Source organism: Telluria beijingensis (assembly GCF_030770395.1).
Taxonomy (GTDB): Bacteria; Pseudomonadota; Gammaproteobacteria; order Burkholderiales; family Burkholderiaceae_D; genus Telluria; species Telluria beijingensis.
Genome location: NZ_CP132480.1, coordinates 2721866 through 2739327 on the forward strand (window position 1 = coordinate 2721866; position 17462 = coordinate 2739327).

Annotated in this window: 18 protein-coding genes and 1 tRNA gene; 1 reads left to right on the forward strand and 18 read right to left on the reverse strand. The window is 63.7% G+C overall.

What is annotated here, in order from left to right; translation table 11 throughout:
• Nucleotides 1–6: 6 nt before the first annotated feature.
• From Q9246_RS12100 to Q9246_RS12130, 7 genes are all read right to left on the reverse strand, one after another.
• Nucleotides 7–600 (reverse strand): pilus assembly PilX family protein, encoded by a 594-nt coding sequence (locus Q9246_RS12100; RefSeq protein ID WP_306397793.1) that lies wholly within the window; start codon nt 598–600, stop codon nt 7–9.
• Nucleotides 597–1766 (reverse strand): PilW family protein, encoded by a 1170-nt coding sequence (locus Q9246_RS12105; protein WP_306397794.1) that lies wholly within the window; start codon nt 1764–1766, stop codon nt 597–599. The genes Q9246_RS12100 and Q9246_RS12105 overlap by 4 nt, the downstream gene beginning before the upstream one ends.
• A gap of 5 nt (nt 1767–1771) precedes the next feature.
• Nucleotides 1772–2221: a type IV pilus modification PilV family protein gene (locus tag Q9246_RS12110; RefSeq protein WP_306397795.1), complete on the reverse strand. Its 450-nt coding sequence runs from the start codon at nt 2219–2221 to the stop codon at nt 1772–1774.
• A complete protein-coding gene (locus tag Q9246_RS12115; protein WP_306397796.1) occupies nt 2221–2847 on the reverse strand; it encodes a pilus assembly FimT family protein in 627 nt (208 codons plus the stop codon). Before Q9246_RS12115 ends, Q9246_RS12110 begins: the two co-directional genes overlap by 1 nt.
• Nucleotides 2835–3266 (reverse strand): type IV pilin protein, encoded by a 432-nt coding sequence (locus Q9246_RS12120; RefSeq protein ID WP_306397797.1) that lies wholly within the window; start codon nt 3264–3266, stop codon nt 2835–2837. The genes Q9246_RS12115 and Q9246_RS12120 overlap by 13 nt, the downstream gene beginning before the upstream one ends.
• Before the next feature lie 129 nt (nt 3267–3395).
• Nucleotides 3396–4724 (reverse strand): sensor histidine kinase, encoded by a 1329-nt coding sequence (locus Q9246_RS12125; RefSeq protein WP_306397798.1) that lies wholly within the window; start codon nt 4722–4724, stop codon nt 3396–3398.
• Nucleotides 4721–5392 carry a response regulator transcription factor gene (locus tag Q9246_RS12130; protein ID WP_306397799.1) on the reverse strand — a complete coding sequence of 224 codons (672 nt, stop codon included), beginning with the start codon at nt 5390–5392 and terminating at the stop codon, nt 4721–4723. The genes Q9246_RS12125 and Q9246_RS12130 overlap by 4 nt, the downstream gene beginning before the upstream one ends.
• Before the next feature lie 358 nt (nt 5393–5750).
• Here Q9246_RS12130 and Q9246_RS12135 point away from each other — a divergent pair, with 358 nt between their 5' ends.
• Nucleotides 5751–6485: a Crp/Fnr family transcriptional regulator gene (locus Q9246_RS12135; RefSeq protein ID WP_229519699.1), complete on the forward strand. Its 735-nt coding sequence runs from the start codon at nt 5751–5753 to the stop codon at nt 6483–6485.
• On the opposite strand, the gene Q9246_RS12140 is transcribed toward Q9246_RS12135, so the two are convergent.
• From Q9246_RS12140 to Q9246_RS12190, 11 genes are all read right to left on the reverse strand, one after another.
• The gene (locus Q9246_RS12140) at nt 6466–7983 is read right to left on the reverse strand and encodes a CHASE3 domain-containing protein (protein WP_306397800.1); all 1518 of its coding nucleotides are present in this window, start codon (nt 7981–7983) and stop codon (nt 6466–6468) included. The genes Q9246_RS12135 and Q9246_RS12140 overlap by 20 nt on opposite strands.
• Before the next feature lie 192 nt (nt 7984–8175).
• A complete protein-coding gene (locus tag Q9246_RS12145) occupies nt 8176–8808 on the reverse strand; it encodes a response regulator (protein WP_005667428.1) in 633 nt (210 codons plus the stop codon).
• A gap of 269 nt (nt 8809–9077) precedes the next feature.
• A complete protein-coding gene (locus Q9246_RS12150) occupies nt 9078–9482 on the reverse strand; it encodes a MerR family transcriptional regulator (RefSeq protein ID WP_306397801.1) in 405 nt (134 codons plus the stop codon).
• Between the two features lie 16 nt (nt 9483–9498).
• A complete protein-coding gene (locus Q9246_RS12155) occupies nt 9499–9867 on the reverse strand; it encodes an integration host factor subunit alpha (protein WP_306398157.1) in 369 nt (122 codons plus the stop codon).
• 134 nt (nt 9868–10001) lie between these two features.
• Nucleotides 10002–12428 (reverse strand): phenylalanine--tRNA ligase subunit beta, encoded by a 2427-nt coding sequence (gene pheT, locus Q9246_RS12160; protein ID WP_306397802.1) that lies wholly within the window; start codon nt 12426–12428, stop codon nt 10002–10004.
• Between the two features lie 24 nt (nt 12429–12452).
• Nucleotides 12453–13466 carry a phenylalanine--tRNA ligase subunit alpha gene (gene pheS, locus Q9246_RS12165; RefSeq protein ID WP_306397803.1) on the reverse strand — a complete coding sequence of 338 codons (1014 nt, stop codon included), beginning with the start codon at nt 13464–13466 and terminating at the stop codon, nt 12453–12455.
• A gap of 131 nt (nt 13467–13597) precedes the next feature.
• Nucleotides 13598–13957: a 50S ribosomal protein L20 gene (gene rplT, locus Q9246_RS12170; RefSeq protein WP_005667421.1), complete on the reverse strand. Its 360-nt coding sequence runs from the start codon at nt 13955–13957 to the stop codon at nt 13598–13600.
• Nucleotides 13958–13977: 20 nt separating this feature from the next.
• On the reverse strand, nt 13978–14178 hold the full coding sequence (gene rpmI, locus Q9246_RS12175) for a 50S ribosomal protein L35 (RefSeq protein WP_005667419.1): 201 nt from the start codon (nt 14176–14178) through the stop codon (nt 13978–13980).
• 455 nt (nt 14179–14633) lie between these two features.
• A complete protein-coding gene (infC, locus tag Q9246_RS12180) occupies nt 14634–15191 on the reverse strand; it encodes a translation initiation factor IF-3 (RefSeq protein WP_267876066.1) in 558 nt (185 codons plus the stop codon).
• Entirely contained in the window at nt 15191–17101 is a 1911-nt protein-coding gene (gene thrS / locus Q9246_RS12185; protein WP_306397804.1) for a threonine--tRNA ligase, read from the reverse strand. The genes infC and thrS overlap by 1 nt, the downstream gene beginning before the upstream one ends.
• Before the next feature lie 210 nt (nt 17102–17311).
• Nucleotides 17312–17388 (reverse strand) — tRNA-Val (locus Q9246_RS12190).
• Between the last annotated feature and the right edge of the window lie 74 nt (nt 17389–17462).

The following is a 17462-nucleotide window of genomic DNA, read 5'->3' on the forward strand; positions in this document are numbered from 1 at the left end:
CAGGTCTCAGGCGCCGATCAGCACGGCCAGCTGGTTGATCACGTTGCCGCCGCGCGCGCCATCGATGCGGGCCGTGATCACGTAGTGGATCTGGGGCGAGCTGGCATAGGCCGGCGCGTCGGAGGCCAGGCTCTCGCCGATCGCCACCTTGTTGCCGAGCTTGACGGTGTTGGCCGAGGTCAGCATGCAGTCCTGGTTCGGGCTGCTGAAGCTTCCCGTAGCGCGGCACATGCGATGGATCACGTAGCGGATCTTGTTGCCGTCCGCATCCTCGACTTCCACGCTGTCGTCCCAGAATTCCTTGTCGTTCGGCGTGAGCGTGGTGTCGAGATTGGCGTGGTAGCCGGCGGCCGAATCGTTATCGTTCAGGCTCGCCTTGCTGGCGGACGCCGTCTCGCTCAACCACTGGAAGCCGGTATGCAGTCCGAAGTCGACCGCCCGGCTCAGGGTGGCGTCATAGGCCAGGTTCGATGCCGCCAGCGTGGCCGAATTGCTCGATCGGAGCAGGTAGATGCTGGTCACCAGCATCACCAGCATCATGATCAGCATGACCGGCAGGGCCGCGCCGGCCTGGCGTGCGGATGTCGATGGAACACTCATGCGGTAGGCCTCCAGCCCATATTGCGCAGCGGGACGATGGTCTCGAAGGCGCGGTAGCGGTAGCAGCGCCAGTCGACGCTGTCGCCTTCGACGGCCAGGTCGAGCGTCACTTCGCTCGCCTCGACGCCATGCGGCTGCTCGCTGCCGAATACCTTCATCGCCTCGGGCTGGGCGGTGCACGCGGCCCCGGCCGCGGCGCGCTCGGGCGTCTTCGCGCGCGCCACCACGGCGATGCGCAGCGCGGCCAGGCGCTGGTAGTCGCCGGGGCCGCCCGTCACGCCGTCGCCGTCGGCATCGATCATCTCGGCCGACCATTCCCCCACCTGCATGCCCTGTTCGGGTTCGAAATCGGCCTCGGTGCGGGTATCGAAACCGTATTGCGCCTTGAGCGAGACGATGTTGTCGGCCACCGCGTGCGCCGCGCCGCCATCGCCGCCCAGGTTGGTGGCGCGCAGGCGCAGCACGCCGTCCTGTACCGACCAGGTGTGGAACGACAGGCTGGATTCGCGTCCCAGGTTGAACACGCGGCTGGCGCTGCCCTCGAAGTTGCGGCCCAGCGCGCCGGTATTGAAGCGGTAAGCGGTGCTGCCGATCGCGACCGACGGCTCGTCGGCGCTTGGGTCCGACAGACCCGCGACCTGCGCCAGCGCGCACTTGCCTTCGCCATTCTCGGGCGCCACGACGATCACGTCGCCGAGCGCGAACCCATAGGGCGCGCGATCGACCGCAAGCTGGGTGCCGCCGATGTAGTTGCCCTCCAGGCGCATGGTGCCGGTGCCGCCCGGCGCGCTGCCGGCGTACATGGTCAGGCGGTCCGGCTTGCCATCGACGCCGGGCTCGATCACGGCGCTCGCCAGCGGCGTCACGTCGACGCCGCCGCGCTTCGTCGTGGCCAGCTGGTAGCCCTTGCTGTCCTTGAAGATGGTGTCGCAGCCGCTCAGGATCGGATCGTTCAGGCCAAAACCGGCCTGCTCGGCGTCGGCGCTGATCGAGAACATCGCCATCATCCCGTTCTGCATCGAGTCCGAGCCGCCCAGCGCGCCGCGCTTGGTATTTTCGGAGTCCGTCATGATCCGGGTGGCGAACATCACCGCCAGCAGGCCGATGACGATGCTGACCATCAGTTCGACCAGGGAGAAGCCGGCCACGCGCTTATTTGCAAGCATCCTGTTCATCCCGACCTCGTCAGATAGGTCACGACACGGTGGGTGTTCGGCAGGCCTTGTTCGCCGCGGCTCCACTGGATTGCGATCACGACGGCGGTGCGTTCGGCATCCTCGGCCGGCGTGACCGTGATCTCCACCGCGGCATTCGGCAGGTTTCCGGACAGCGCGTCGTGCCAGGCTTCGAGCCGCTCGCCGGGCTGGCCGTTCTTCGCCAGCGCATACTCGTCCAGGTGGTCGAGGTCGGTGCTCATCACGCCGATCAATTCGTTGGCGGCGATGGTCGCTTCGGCGCGCATCGCGGCTTCGGACAGGGCGGCCTGGGAGTTGACCTGCAGCGCCAGCGTGCCGACTAGGCCGATCCCCAGCAGGATCACCGCGATCAGGGCCTCGAGCAGGGCCACGCCGCGCTGGGCCTGGCGCACGGGAGCAAAACGGGGGGAAAAGCGGCGGTTCATCACGGGCACCTGCGCGCATCGTGGTCGTCGACGTCGGGACGGCAGGTCACCACCGCGCCGGCCAGGGTCAGCACCACGGCGGACGGCGTGAAGCCATCCTCGGCGTCGCCGCTGCCCGGGCCCAGGTCGAAGCGCATCAGCGCCGGCTTCGCGCCGTCGACCCAACCCAGCTCGGTGAAATACACCGACCTGGCGTCGCCATCGGGCGTGACGCCCAGGGCCGAGGCGCGCGGCAGGCTGGCCGCACTGCGAAATACCGAGGGCGTCGCGACGTCGCCTTCGGACGGGCCGACGGCCGGTTCGTCCACGGTCGACCAGCGCTCGCTGTCGGCGCCGCAGCGGTCGTCGGCGACCGGGAAGCAGACATCGACCTGCCAGTCCAGCTGGCCGCTCTGGTCGTTTTCGGTGAACACCAGCCGGCTGCGGCTATTGTTGGCCAGGGCCTGGGCGCGCGCCAGGCGGAAGCCTTCGGCATAGAACTGGGAAGCGCCGGTCGCGCTGGTGGCGCCCAGCCAGCCGCGCATGCTGGGAATGCCAACCGCCAGCAGGATGCCGAGGATCGCCACCACCACCATGGCTTCGAGGGCCGTGAAGCCCTGCTCGCGCGCGGCGGTCACTGGGTGCACGCGCCCTCCGCGCGGTCGACCCAGCACTCGTCGCTGGTGGTCCAGCCGTCCGGTGCTTCCACCGTGACCCGGTTGCCGGCCTGGTCGATGCTGTAGACGAAGCCGGCGGCGGCGTTCTTGCCGGTGGCGAGCATGGTATAGGCCGAGGCACTGACATCTTCCAGGGTATAGTCGAAGTTCTGGCCGTTGTCCGGCATCTGGCTCGCGCCTTCCTTGTCGAAGTCGACATAGGTCCGGTTATTGCTCCAGAACTGCTCCAGCTTGACCTGCGTGGACGCCAGCACGCCGTGCGCCTCGGCCAGGCGGGTGCGCAGCACATAGCTGTTATAGGATGGCACGGCGATCGCGCTGAGGATGCCGATGATCGCCACCACGAGCATGAGCTCGACGAGCGTGAAACCGGACTGGCGCTGCTGCATGGGATTCTCCTGGGGCTGCCTCGCGGCCGAATGCCGACGAGAATGTTGCCATGAGGAATGATATCCCGGTAACCTGTCATTTCCCTGAGGAAAAGCTGACAAAGTCCTGACAGCGACGCAAATACGACGCTAACCGGCGCCCTGTCTTGCCAGGTCGGCAGCAAAACGCACGGTAACCCGGGTACCGCCGCCCTCGGCATCGTCCAGCAGGACCGTCGCGCCATGCGCCAGCGCGATATCGCGCACGATCGCCAGGCCAAGGCCGCTGCCCGTGGTCTTGTCGTCCAGCCGCACGAAGCGCTCGAACACGGCGGCCCGCCGCGCCGTCGGGATGCCGGGGCCGGAATCCTCGACCGTGAACAGCACGACGTCGGCTTCGCGCGCGCAGGCCACCGTCACCCTGCCGCCGGCCGGCGTGTAGCGCAGGGCATTGTCGACCAGGTTGTCGACCAGGTCACGCAACTGGAACGCGTCGCCGGAGAGCGGGGCCGGGGCCAGCTCGAAGCCCAGGTCGATATCCTTCGCCGCCGCCCGCTCGACCCAGTACTGGATCGTTTCCTGCACCAGCTGCGCCAGGTCGAGCGCGGCGTGCTGCTCGCCGGGCCGCCCTTCGCGGGCGCGCGCCAGCGCCAGCAGCTGGTTGACTTGCCGGATCATGCGTTCGTTGGCCAGTTCCATCATGCCGAGCGAGCGCACGGTGTCGGCATCCAGGGCGTGGCGCGCGCGCAGCCATTCCAGCTGCAGCTGCATGCCGGCCAGCGGCGTGCGCAGCTGGTGCGCCATATCGGCTAGGAAGTCGCGCTGTGCGCGCGCGCCGGCTTCGACCTTGTCCAGCAATTCATTGAAGCCGGTGACCACCGGCGCGATCTCGTAGGGCACCTCGGCCAGAGGGATAGCCGCCAGGTCGCCCGGTCCGCGCGCGGCCAGTTCGGCGCGGATGCGCGCCAGCGGCCGCAAGCCGTTGCCGACCGACAGCCAGACCACGCCGACCAGGGTCAAGGTCACCAGGGAGACCAGCACCACCAGCGAGCGCACGATGGCCGAACGCACCTCGAGCCGCTGGCGCAGGGTGCGCGCCACGCCCAGCTGGTGCATGCCGTCGGGCGTGGCGACGGCCAGCGCGACCACCCGCACCGGCTCGCCATCGACCTCGGCGTCATAAGGTGCGCCACCCGGGCGCAGGGCGGGAAAGGTGCGCGCGCCGGCCAGGTGGCGGCCAGCGGCGTCGCGCACCACGAACCAGCTACGGTCGGCATCCTGGGCCGCCGGCGGCAGCTGCGGCGCGATACCGGTGCCCAGGCGTTGCGCCAGGCCGTTGGCGGTCTCGAGCAGGCCGCCATCGAAGGCGACTTGCGCCGGCGTCCAGGCCAAGCCGGCCACCAGCGCGGCCAGCACCAGGTTCACCAACAGGATCGGGCCCAGCAGCCACTTCAGGAGGCGCAGCCGGATGCTGTTCATGCGGCCGCTTCGAGCAGGTAGCCGAAGCCGCGGATGGTGCGGATCGCCACGCCCGAGCCGTCCAGCTTCAGGCGCAGGCGCGAGACATAGACCTCGACCGCGTTCTGGGTCACGTCCTCGCCCCAGGGCAGGATGGCGTCGATGATCTGCTGCTTGGAGACCACCCGCCCGGCATGCTGCAGCAGGTATTCGAGCACGCCCCACTCCCGTACCGACAGCTCGATCGGCTGGCCGGCGACGCGCGCGCGGCGAGTGGCCCGGTCCAGGCTCAGTCCGGCGAGTGAAACGGTGCTGGATGGGGGCGCATGGCGACGCGCCAAGGCCCGGATACGGGCCACCAGTTCGGCAGTGGCGAAGGGCTTGACCAGGTAGTCGTCGGCGCCGATCTCCAGGCCGCGGACCCGGTCTTCGACGGCGTCGCGCGCCGTCAGCAGCAGCACCGGTGTGGCCGCGCCGCGCGCGCGCAGGCGGCGCACCACCTCGAAGCCGTCGATGCCGGGCAGGCCGATGTCGAGCACCGCGACCTCGACCCCGGGCGCTTGCAAGGAGGCGTCGGCGGCCAGCCCGTCGCCGACCTGGGTAACCGTCATATCTTGCGCCTGCAAGGCGCGCAGCAGGCCGTCGGCCAGCACCGCATCGTCTTCCACCAGCAATACCCGCAGCCCCATATTCCTTCTCTCGCCCTGTCGTCATGAACCGCGCCCCGGGGGCGCGCCGGCGAATTATGCGGCATTTCGAGGTTCTTTAACGAAACTTTGGGCCGGAAGGTGCGCCAACGCACGGTGAGCCCTAGTAGGACTGGGCTGACACGACATCATGCTTGGAACCTACATGGGGGCGGATACTCGTCTTATGTGCGGCAACAGACGGTAGCCTTAAAGTACACCCATCGCGATGAGGTAAGAAAGACAACCTCCAGATCGCCCCCGACGCACGATAGACATAAGAGGACATAAGATGAACAACACTCAGTTTGGTGGTCTCACCCAGAAAGCCAAGAACCAGGTTCCTGCCACGAGTGAGGCAATGAAGTCCGCGTCGAAACCGGTCGTGAGCTATAGCGGCACCCAGCAGAACGAATTGCTGGCCGCGCTGCCGCGCACCGACCTGGAAGACATGTTCGACCACCTCGAACTGGTGCCAATGCCGTTCGGTAAAGAGTTGTTCGAGTATGGCAGCAAACTGGAATACGTGTATTTTCCGACGACCGCAATCGTGTCGCTGCTGTACGTGATGGAAGATGGCGCCACCACCGAGATCGCGGTGGTCGGCCACGAAGGCGCGGTCGGCGTGTCGCTGTTCATGGGCGAGCGCGCCACCTGCAGCGCTGTGGTCCAGAGCGCCGGCTACGGCTACCGCCTCAAGACCCAGTACCTGCGCGACGCCTTCAACCGCGGCGGCGCCCTTCCCCAGCTCCTGATGCGCTACACCAATGCACTGTTCGCCCAGATGGCCCAGAACGCCGTCGGCGGCCGCCACAGCTCGATCGAACAGAAGCTGTGCCGCTGGCTGCTCGACCGCCTGGACCGTTCGGCCAGCAACGAGCTGAAAGTGACGCAGGAACTGATCTCGATCATGCTGGGCGTGCGCCGTGAGAGCATCACCGCCGCCGCCGGCAAGCTGCAGGACGAAGGCCTGATCCAGTACCGCCGCGGCAATATCACGGTGCTGGACCGCGCCGGCCTGGAAGAATATGCCGGCGAGTGCTACAAGGTCGCCAAGTCGGAATACGACCGCCTGCTCATGGATGTGGCGCGTTGAGATGACGCCGCGCCTCGGTCCCTCCCGCGAGTGGACCGGGCGCTTCCAGCAGCACCGCGCCGGGATCGGCGCACCCGACCAGCGGCGCCTTCGGCGCCGTTTCTTCGTTACCGCCCGGTGCGGTGGCCGGAATCTGGGCCCGCACGCAGGTACCAATCCCATTCACGCCCCGCTCCACCACCAGTGTCCCGCCCAGCAGCAAGGCGCGCTCGCGCATGCCCAGCAAGCCGTGCGATTTCGACCTGGCCATGGCGTCGTCCGGGATGCCGATGCCGTCGTCGGTGATTTCCAGGCCCCAGCCGTCGGGCTCGCGCGTCAGGTTGACGATGACATTGCGCGCCTTGGCATACTTGGCGATATTGTTCAGCGCTTCCTGCGTGATACGGAACAGCGCGATCGCCTGCATCGGGCCGGCGGCATCGGATTCGGCATCGATCAGCGCATCGCAGTCGAGGCCGGTCACCCGGGCATAGTCGGCGCAATAGCTCTGCAAGGCGGCCGACAAGCCCATATTGTCAAGCAGGCTCGGACGCAGGTTTTCGATGATGCGGCGCTTCAGCTGCACGGTATCGACCAGGGTGCGCCGCGCGCGGCCCAGCCTGGCTGCCAGCTCGGGGTGCGAAGCGCGCAGGTGTTCGCTGACCGTGGTCAAGTCCATGCCGATTGCCGTCAGGTTAGCGCCCATCTCGTCGTGAAGCTCGCGCGCCAGGCGCGATTTTTCTTCTTCCTGCACCCGGATCAGGTGGCGCGACAGCACCGACAGCTGGGCGGTGCGCTCGGCCACGATTTCTTCCAGCCCATCGTTGGTAAGCTGCAAGGCGCGTTCGGCCAGCAGGCGCGAACGGAAGGCGCGCTTGATCAATTTATAAAACAACAGCAACACGATGATGGCGGCGGCATTGATGCCGACGCCGAACAGCGCCGCATGGCGGTATTGTTGATAGAACGCAGCGGTACGGGTGGTCAGCAATTCGTTCTGCTCGCGCGTCATGATCACGACCTGCAGGCGGATCTCGTCCATCTGCGCGCGGTCGTCGGGCGAAGCGGCGATCGCCACGATATCCTGCAAGCCGCCCTGGCGGTAGACTTCGAGCGACTGGTGCAACAGGCCGAGTTTCTTTTCGACCAAGGCGCGCAGTTGCTGCAGGTTCGTGGTCTGGGACGGACTGTCATCCAGCAACGCCCCGAGCGCCTGCAATTGCTTGTCGATCTGCTGCGGGGCGCCACGCAAGGGGCCCAGGTAGACTTCATCGCCCGACAGGAAATAGCCGCGCAGGCTACTCTCGGCATCGGTGACCAGCAGGTTCAGGTATTGCAGCTCGTCCGAGACTTGCGCCGTCTGCGCCTGCAGGGTATTTGCCGCGCGCAAGTCGTCGAGATTGCGCACCAGGAACACGCCATTGACGACCAGCAGCACTACGCAGATCAGGCACAGCAGGGTCTTGTGGAGGGGGAGACTGCGGATCGATCGGTCATCCGCAGCGGTAGAAAAGTACATCCAGGCTTCCTTTCGCGCAAGGAATGTGGCCCTTCATTATAGGCGTATGGACGCCATGTTGCACTGCGAAATTCTTGGACGTAACTAATTGTTGCATTTTGAGGTGAGTAGCAACAACACTGATTGCAGATATGAAAACGCGCACATGCGGGCGCGTTGTCGGAATGATCTGGCCAAAAAATCAGCGCATGCTTAATCGAGCAGATTGTTCTTCATGGCGTAATAGGTCAGATCGGAATTCGACTGCAAGCCCATTTTTTCCATGATGCGGGTGCGGTAGGTGGACACGGTCTTGATCGACAGCGACAGCGCATTGCCGATATCCGACACGGTCGCGCCCTTGGCCAGGCGCAGGAAAACCTGGAATTCGCGGTCGGACAACTCGGTGTGCAGCGCCGTGTTGGGATCGCGGTCGAAGCTCTGGGCCAGCAACTCGCCAACAGTCGACGACACATAACGGCGCCCCTGGTAGACGGTGCGCACGGCGGTCTTGAGCTCGTCCGCCTCGCATTCCTTGTTCAGGTAGCCGTTGGCGCCCATCTTGAACAGGTTGAGCGCGTACTGCTGCGCCGGGTAGCCGGACAGGATCAGCACCGGCAGATTGGGCTGGCCCTGGCGGATGGTGCGCAGGATGTCGATGCCGCTCTGGTCGGGCATGGCGATATCGAGCAGCAACACGTCGCAAATCTCGCGGCGCGCGATATCGAGGGCCTCGCGGCCGGTGGCGCCTTCGGCGACGACTTCGAAATCGCCCGACGACGAGAAAATCTGCTTGAATCCTGCTCTAACTATCTGGTGATCGTCACAAATGGCAACGCGTATCATTGTCTTCCCTTAAATTTTCCTTGCGCAGGAAAGTGCCGGGTCTGAGTTGCCCGGTTTACATGCGTTAGATTCGGCATATGCGCGAGTGACATTTTAACACTCCGGGGCCCGCATTCAACAGGGTACACGAATGCATGAGTCATCGATGCCGTCGACTGAACCGGAGACGACCCGCCAAGGGATGGGAGCGAGGTTCGGTGCATGGCACTAGTTCTGGACGGACCCAACGGCGAAGGACAGTCAGCGGTGGCACGACCCCGGCGCAGGCACTAGGCCGGCCGCGACCCGTTCTTGAGCAGGTCGAGGATGTCGAGCAGATCGGCGCGCAATTTATCGCCGTCGATCGCGGGTGGGCTATCGGGCAGGTCTGGCTCGCCATGCTCGAGCGCCGCGCTGGCGCGGCTGTCGAGGCGGTTGCGTGCGCCGCTGATCGTGAAGCCCTGCTCGTACAGCAGCTCACGGATGCGCCGGATCAGCAGCACTTCGTGGTGCTGGTAGTATCGGCGGTTTCCACGACGTTTGACCGGTTTAAGCTGCGTAAATTCCTGCTCCCAGTAACGCAGGACGTGCGGTTTGACCCCGCACAATTCACTGACTTCGCCGATCGTGAAATAACGCTTGGCCGGAATCGGCGGCAGCACGTTCGGTTCGATCTTGTTCAGTCGGTCATTCATCGTCTATCGGGTGTCCTCAGGCTGCACGCGCCAGGGAACCCGTGGGCGAACCGCCGGGCAGGGTCTCTTCGACCATTCCCTTGAGTTTCTGGCTGGCGTGGAAGGTCACGACGCGGCGCGCCGTGATGGGGATTTCTTCCCCCGTTTTCGGATTGCGGCCCGGCCGTTGCGGCTTGTCGCGCAACTGGAAGTTGCCGAAGCCGGACAGCTTGACCGCCTCGCCGCGTTCGAGCGCATTGCGGATTTCGTCGAAAAAGGTTTCGACCATGTCCTTGGCTTCGCGCTTGTTCAGGCCGACCTGCTCGAACAGCAGCTCGGCCAGCTCGGCCTTGGTCAAGGTCGGCAATGACTGTTCAGCTTCCTTGCGTACCCGCGCCACCTGCATGGCGCGATCCAGGTCGGCGGCCAGCGCCTCCTGGAACACGGCGGAATCAACGTCGTTGTGGTTAATTTTGAAGCCCTGCCTTCAATGTTTCAGAAAATGGACGGCGAACAAGTTTACACTTGTTCGCCCGGTCATCATGCGCGCAGGCGCGCGCCCAGTTTTGTCGATGCCGATTCGGCGACCGCTGCCATGATGGCATCGACCGCATCGTCCTGCAGCGTCGATTGAGTATCTTGCAAGCTAAAGCGGAAAGCAAGACTTTTTTCATCCGTCTCCAGGCCCTTGCCGCGATATTCATCAAACAAAACAACGGCTTGCACGATCTTGCCTGCCGGATTTGCGGCTATTTCGGCCTGGAAGGCATCGAGTACCGACTGGGCTGGAACGTCCTGTTTCACCACCAGCGCCAGGTCGCGCGTGGCGCCCGGGAACTTCGAAATCTCGGCGTAGCGCGGCATGACGCGCTGGCGCAAGGCCTCGGCATCGACCTCGAACAATACCGGTGCTTGCGGCAGATCATACTTTTGCAGCCAGCGCGGGTGCAGTTCGCCGACCAGGCCGATCTGCTTGCCGTCCAGCTCGACGGTAGCGCAGCGTCCCGGGTGCAGCGCCGGGTGTTCGGCTTTCGTAAAACGCAGCTGGCGCGGGGCGAACAGCGCTTCCAGGTCGGCCTTGACGTCGAAGAAGTCCACTGCGCGGGTCGGCTGGCCCCATTGCTCATCCAGCGCCGGGCCATAGGCGATCGCGGCCACGCGCTTCGGTTGCTCGTAGCCGGCCACGGCCAGCGGGCCATCCTGCACTGCGGCGTTGCGCATGAACACGGCGCCCACTTCGAAGACGCGCACGCGGCCCGCCTTGCGGTTCAGGTTATAGCGCACATTGGCGACCAGGCTGCCGATCAGCGAGGAACGCATGACGCTCAACTGGCTGGCGATCGGGTTCTGCAGGCGGATCGGTTCGGCGTTGCCGGCGAAATCCTGTTCCCAGGCGCTTTCGACGAAGCTCATATTGACCACTTCCTGGTAACCCAGGTCCGCCAGCTGGTGGCGGATCGCGAACAGCGAGCGGGTATCTTCCGGTTCGATCAGCATGGCGCTCGGGGCCACCGGCGGGTTGGCCGGGATGTTCTCGAAGCCATACACGCGCGCAACTTCCTCGATCAGGTCTTCCTCGATCTCGATGTCGAAGCGGTACGATGGCGCCGTCACCAGGAACGTTCCCTCGCCGCGGGTAAACTCCAGGCCCAGGCGGGTGAAGATGTCGGCAATGACCTCGTCGGTCAGCGGCACGCCAATGACTTTCTGTGCGCGCGCGGTGCGCAATTGCACCGGCTGGCGATCCGGCAGCTTGACGACCTGGTCGTCGACCGGGCCGACTTTCGTGTCGGCCGTGCCGCAGATCTCGACGATCAGTGTGGTGATGCGCTCGATATGGTCGGGAATGGTCGCGTAGTCGACGCCGCGCTCGAAGCGGTGCGCCGCATCGGTCGAGAAGTTATAACGGCGGGCGCGGCCCTGGATCGCGTTCGGCCACCAGAACGCCGCTTCCAGGTAGATGTCGGTCGTGTCCAGCGACACGGCGGTCGAGTCGCCGCCCATGATGCCGGCCAGCGATTCGATCTCTTTTTCGTCGGCGATCACGCCGACCCATTCGTCGATCTCGATCGTGTTGCCGTTCAGGAGCTTGAGCGATTCGCCCTTCTTGCCCCAGCGCACGTCAAGCGAACCGTGGATCTTGGACAGGTCAAACACGTGGGACGGACGGCCGACTTCGAGCATGACGTAGTTCGAGATATCGACCAGGGCCGACACCGAGCGCTGGCCGCTGCGTTCCAGGCGGCGCTTCATCCATTCCGGGGTCGCGGCGCGCGCGTTCAGGCCGCGGATCACGCGTCCGGCGAAACGGCCGCACAGCTCCGGCGCCGACACTTTCACGGGCAGGACTTCGTCACTGGTCACCGGCACGGCGCGCGTCGGCGCCAGGCTCAGGGGCGAACCGGTCAGCGCCGACACTTCGCGCGCTACACCAAGCACCGACAGGCAATCGGCCTTGTTCGGGGTCAGCTTGATGGTGAATTTCAGGTCGTTCAGGCCCAGGTAGTCGCGGATGTTCTGGCCGACCGGCGCGTCTTCCGGCAGTTCCATCAGGCCATTGCTCTCTTCCGAGATGCCCAGTTCCTTGCTCGAGCACATCATGCCCTGGGATTCGACGCCGCGCAGCTTGCCGACCTTGATTTCGAAGGGCTTGCCATCGGCGCCGGGCGGCAGCAGTGCGCCGGCCTTGGCGCAAATCGCCTTCATGCCGGCGCGCACGTTCGGCGCGCCGCACACGATGTTCAACAGCGTACCGGTGCCGGCATCGACCTGGCACACGTTCAGGCGGTCGGCGTTCGGGTGCTTGGCCACCTCGACGACGTGGGCGACGACCACGTTAGAAAATGGCGGCGCGACCGCCTCGACCTCTTCCACTTCGAGGCCGGACATGGTCAGCAGATGGGACAGCTCATCCGAACTCATTTTCGGATCGACGATCGAACGGAGCCAGTTTTCCGAGAATTGCATATTCTTTTACCTCAGCTTCGCAAATTAATTGAACTGCTTCAGGAACCGCAGGTCGCCTTCATAGAACAGGCGCAAGTCGTTGATTCCATAACGCAGCATCGTCAGGCGCTCGAGGCCGGAGCCGAACGCGAAGCCGATGAATTTTTCCGGATCCAGGCCGAAGTTGCGCACCACGGTCGGGTGCACCTGGCCGGCGCCCGACACTTCGAGCCAGCGGCCCTTGAGCGGACCGCTGCCGAAGGCGATGTCGATCTCGGCCGACGGTTCGGTAAACGGGAAGTACGACGGACGGAACCGGACTTGCAGGTCGTCGGTCTCGAAGAAGGCCTTGACGAAGTTCAGGTACACGCCCTTGAGGTCGGCGAAGCTGATGTCTTCACCGATCCACAGGCCTTCGACCTGGTGGAACATCGGCGAGTGGGTGGCGTCGCTGTCGACGCGGTAGGTGCGGCCCGGCGCGATCACCTTGATCGGCGGCGTGTGGGTGCGCGCATAACGCACCTGCATCGGGCTGGTATGGGTGCGCAGCAGCAGCGGTTTACCCGTGCTGTCGTTGCCCTCGATATAGAAAGTGTCCTGCATCGAACGCGCCGGGTGGTTCTCGGGGCTGTTCAGGGCGGTGAAGTTGGTCCAGTCGGTCTCGATCTCGGGACCGTCGGCCACGTCGAAGCCGATGGAGCGGAAGATCTGCTCGACCCGTTCCCAGGTACGCATCACCGGGTGGATGCCGCCCTTCGAGCGGCCACGGCCCGGCAGGGTGACGTCGATGCTCTCGGCCGACAGGCGCAGCATCAGCTGCGCTTCGGCGAGCGCGTCGCGGCGCGCGGTCAAGGCCTGTTCGATTTGTTCTTTGGCGGCATTGATCAGGGCGCCCTGCGCCTTGCGCTGCTCAGGGTCGAGCTTGCCGAGGCCCTTCATGAGGTCGGTCACCTGGCCGGTCTTGCCCAGGTACTTGGCTTTCGCATTTTCGAGCGCGGCGGCGTCCGGGGCGGCGGCGAAGTCGGTCCTGGCCGCGACGACGAGTTCTTCCAAGTTCATGCTTGTTCTTTTCCTGTTTTTCGTTGGCGGGAGGCGCCAGAATCAAAAACGGGGCACAGGTGTGAACCTTGCCCCGCTTCTAGTGCACCACGCTATTGCTAACGTGGCACTGACTTGCTAGCAGACTGAAATTATGCAGCCAGCTTGGCCTTGACGGCGCTGACGATCGCGGCGAATGCCGGCTTGTCATGCACTGCCATGTCGGCCAGGACTTTACGGTCCAGTTCAATCGCGGACTTCTTCAGGCCGTTCATGAAGGCGCTGTAGGTCATGCCGTGCGAACGCGAAGCCGCGTTGATACGGGTGATCCACAGTGCGCGGAAGACGCGCTTCTTGTTGCGGCGATCGCGGTAGGCATACTGGCCAGCGCGCATGACTGCTTGCTTGGCAATACGGTATACCTTGCTGCGGCGGCCACGGTAGCCTTTGGCAAGTTCAAGAACTTTCTTGTGACGGGCACGTGCAGTAACCCCACGTTTTACTCGAGGCATATTCGCTCCTTAGTGTGAGATTAAACAGCAGATGGCATCATGCGGTAGACGCTGGTCACGTCCGACGCATTGATGTTACGGGTGCCGCGCAGCTGGCGCTTGTTCTTGGTGGTCTTCTTGGTCAGGATGTGACGCTTGAAGGCCATGCCCGACTTGACGGTACCGCCCGGACGCACGCGAAAACGTTTCTTCGCGGAGCTCTTGGTTTTCATTTTTGGCATAGTCATCTGTCCTCGCGGACAGCCTCATATGGGACAGGATTGCAGGTGGCAGCAACGCTGCTCTTGGATGCCTACTTTCACTTGTCTTGCAGCAGAAGCGAGTCTGCTACAACCTGTTTCTAAAAACAGGAATCGCAGATTGTAGCACAGGTTTTGGGGGATGGGATGGGTTGCGGCAACTCATCCAGACACATCAAACAACGTCGCGCCACGATCGATCCTGCGCCGCTGATCAACGTCGTACCCGCGGAGGCGGGTACCCAAGTGTGCGTGATGCGTGGTGCTTTTTGCAGCACGGGGATGCGCGCAACTTGGGTTCCCGCCTGCGCGGGAACGACGTCATCGACGACAACGACGAAAGCAATTGCGCGTAGCACAGACGTGTGAAAGCCGGGCCGCGACGCCGGCTTTCGCCTGCATCACGGACCCGGCCGTGTATCTACTCGCGCGAAGAATTACTTCTTCTTTTTCGGCGCGACCACCATGATCATCTGGCGACCCTCGAGTTTCGGGAACTGCTCGACCGTCCCAACCGCTTCCAGGTCGGCGCGCAGGCGCTCGAGCATGCGCAGGCCGATGTCCTGGTGCGCCATCTCGCGGCCACGGAAGCGCAAGGTGATCTTGGTCTTGTCGCCCTCTTCCAGGAACTTGATGAGGTTGCGCAGCTTGATGCTGTAGTCGCCTTCATCGGTACCCGGACGGAACTTGATTTCCTTGACCTGGATGATCTTCTGCTTGAGCTTGGCTTCGTGGGCCTTCTTCTGCTCCGAATACTTGAACTTGCCGTAGTCCATCAGGCGGCAAACCGGTGGGACCGCATTTGGCGCGATCTCAACCAGGTCGACGTTCTTTTCTTCGGCCAGACGGAACGCTTCGGCCAGGGTCACGATGCCCAGCGGCTCGTTGTCCACACCGTTCAAACGCATTTCCGGATGGGTGATCTCGCCATTGATGCGATTCTGCTTGTCAGTAGCTATGTCGTTTCCTTTGAATGTATTGGTATTGGCCGGGATTATTTCGTCTTGGCGGCAACTTCACCAACCAGACGCTCCACGAGCGCGTCGACGGACATCACGCCCAGATCGACATTGCCGCGGGCACGCACGGCCACAGTGTTCGCGTCCTTTTCCTTATCCCCAACAACGAGGATATATGGCAGTTTTTGGACGGAATGTTCGCGTATTTTATAGGTGATCTTCTCGTTCCGCAAATCAGCGTGTACGCGCAGGCCTGCCGCGCGCAGCTTTTCCTCGACCTGCTTGACGTAATCGGCCTGTGCATCCGAAATATTCAGAACGGCAACTTGCACCGGCGCCAGCCACAAGGGCAGCGCGCCGGCATAGTTCTCGATCAGGATGCCGATGAAGCGCTCCATCGAGCCCACGATCGCGCGGTGCAGCATCACCGGCACCTTGCGGGTATTGTCTTCTGCGACATACTCGGAACCGAGGCGGCCCGGCATCGAGAAGTCGACCTGCACCGTGCCGACCTGCCATGGACGGCCCAGGCTATCCTTCAGGTGATACTCGATCTTGGGACCATAGAAGGCGCCCTCGCCCGGCAACTCGGTCCATTCCACGCCGCAGGCGCGCAGCGCCGAGCGCAGCGACTCCTCGGCCTGGTCCCAGACTTCGTCGGAACCGATGCGGCTGTCCGGACGCAGGGCCAGCTTGACGTCGATATTGGTGAAGCCGAAGTCGTCATAGACACCCATCGCCTGGGCGTGGAACTCGGTCACTTCGCGTTCGACCTGCTCTTCGGTACAGAAGATGTGGCCGTCGTCCTGGGTGAAGCCGCGCACGCGCATCAGGCCGTGCAGCGCGCCGGACGGCTCGTTGCGGTGGCACTGGCCGAATTCGCCGAAGCGCAGCGGCAGCTCGCGGTAGGAACGCATGCCCGAGTTATAGATCTGCACGTGGCCCGGGCAGTTCATCGGCTTCAACGCATACGAGCGGTTTTCCGACTCGGTGGTGAACATATTGTCACGGTAGTTTTCCCAGTGACCGGTCTTTTCCCACAGGGTGCGGTCCAGGATTTGCGGCGCCTTGACTTCGCTATAGCCGGCCACCTGGTACTTGTGGCGCATGTATTGCTCCACCTGTTGCCAGACGGTCCAGCCCTTCGGATGCCAGAACACCAGTCCCGGCGCTTCCTCCTGGAAGTGGAACAGGTCCAGCGCCTTGCCGAGCTTGCGGTGGTCGCGCTTTTCCGCTTCTTCCAGCATGTGCAGGTATTGCTCCTGGTCTTCCTTCTTGGTCCAGGCGGTGCCGTAGACGCGCTGCAGCATCTCGTTCTTCGAGTCGCCGCGCCAGTAGGCGCCGGCCAGCTTCATCAGCTTGAAGACCTTCAGCTTGCCGGTCGACGGCACGTGCGGGCCGCGGCACAGGTCGGTGAAGCCGCCTTCGCTGTACAGCGACACGTCTTCATTGGCCGGGATCGAGGCGATGATCTCGGCCTTATAGGCTTCGCCGATCGACTTGAAATAGGCGACCGCTTCGTCGCGCGGCAGCACCTTGCGGGTGACCGGCTCGTCCTTCTTGGCCAGTTCGACCATCTTCTTTTCGATCGCGGCCAGGTCGTCCGGGGTGAACGGGCGCTTGTACGAGAAGTCGTAGTAGAAACCGTTCTCGATGACCGGGCCGATGGTGACCTGCGCTTCCGGGAACAATTCCTTGACCGCGTAGGCCAGCAAGTGGGCAGTCGAGTGGCGGATCACGTCCAGGCCCTCGGGGTCGCGGTCGGTCACGATCGCCAGGTCGGCGTCGGCATCGATCAGGTGCGAGGTATCGACCACCTTGCCATTGACCTTGCCGGCCAGGGCGGCCTTGGCCAGGCTGGGGGCGATACTTTGTGCTACCTGGGCCACCGTCACGGGGCCGTCGAATTGACGGCTGGAGCCATCGGGAAGTCGAACGTTCAGCATGCTGTTCTCCAATTGGCGCTCGCGCCGGTGAAAAATAAATAAAAATACAACAAAAATCGGAAAGACGAAAAAAAACGCGGCACTAGCCGCGTTTCTTCGTTGTGTTGAGCAAAAGCACACCCCTTCGCGTCTAGCGATTCCCCCACAACCAGGTTGTAGTTCGCGGTGTCATAACCGTCGGTGCCTTTCTCGCTCTTACTCAATGTGTACTGGTGGGCGGTGCAGAATTCGAATCTGCGACCCCTTGGATGTCGACCAAGTATTCTAACCAGCTGAACTAACCGCCCGATGCCGCCATTATAAGGACCGCATGGAGGAACCGCAACCCTCGCACGGAAATAGTTGCCGCAGGGCCTGCTCC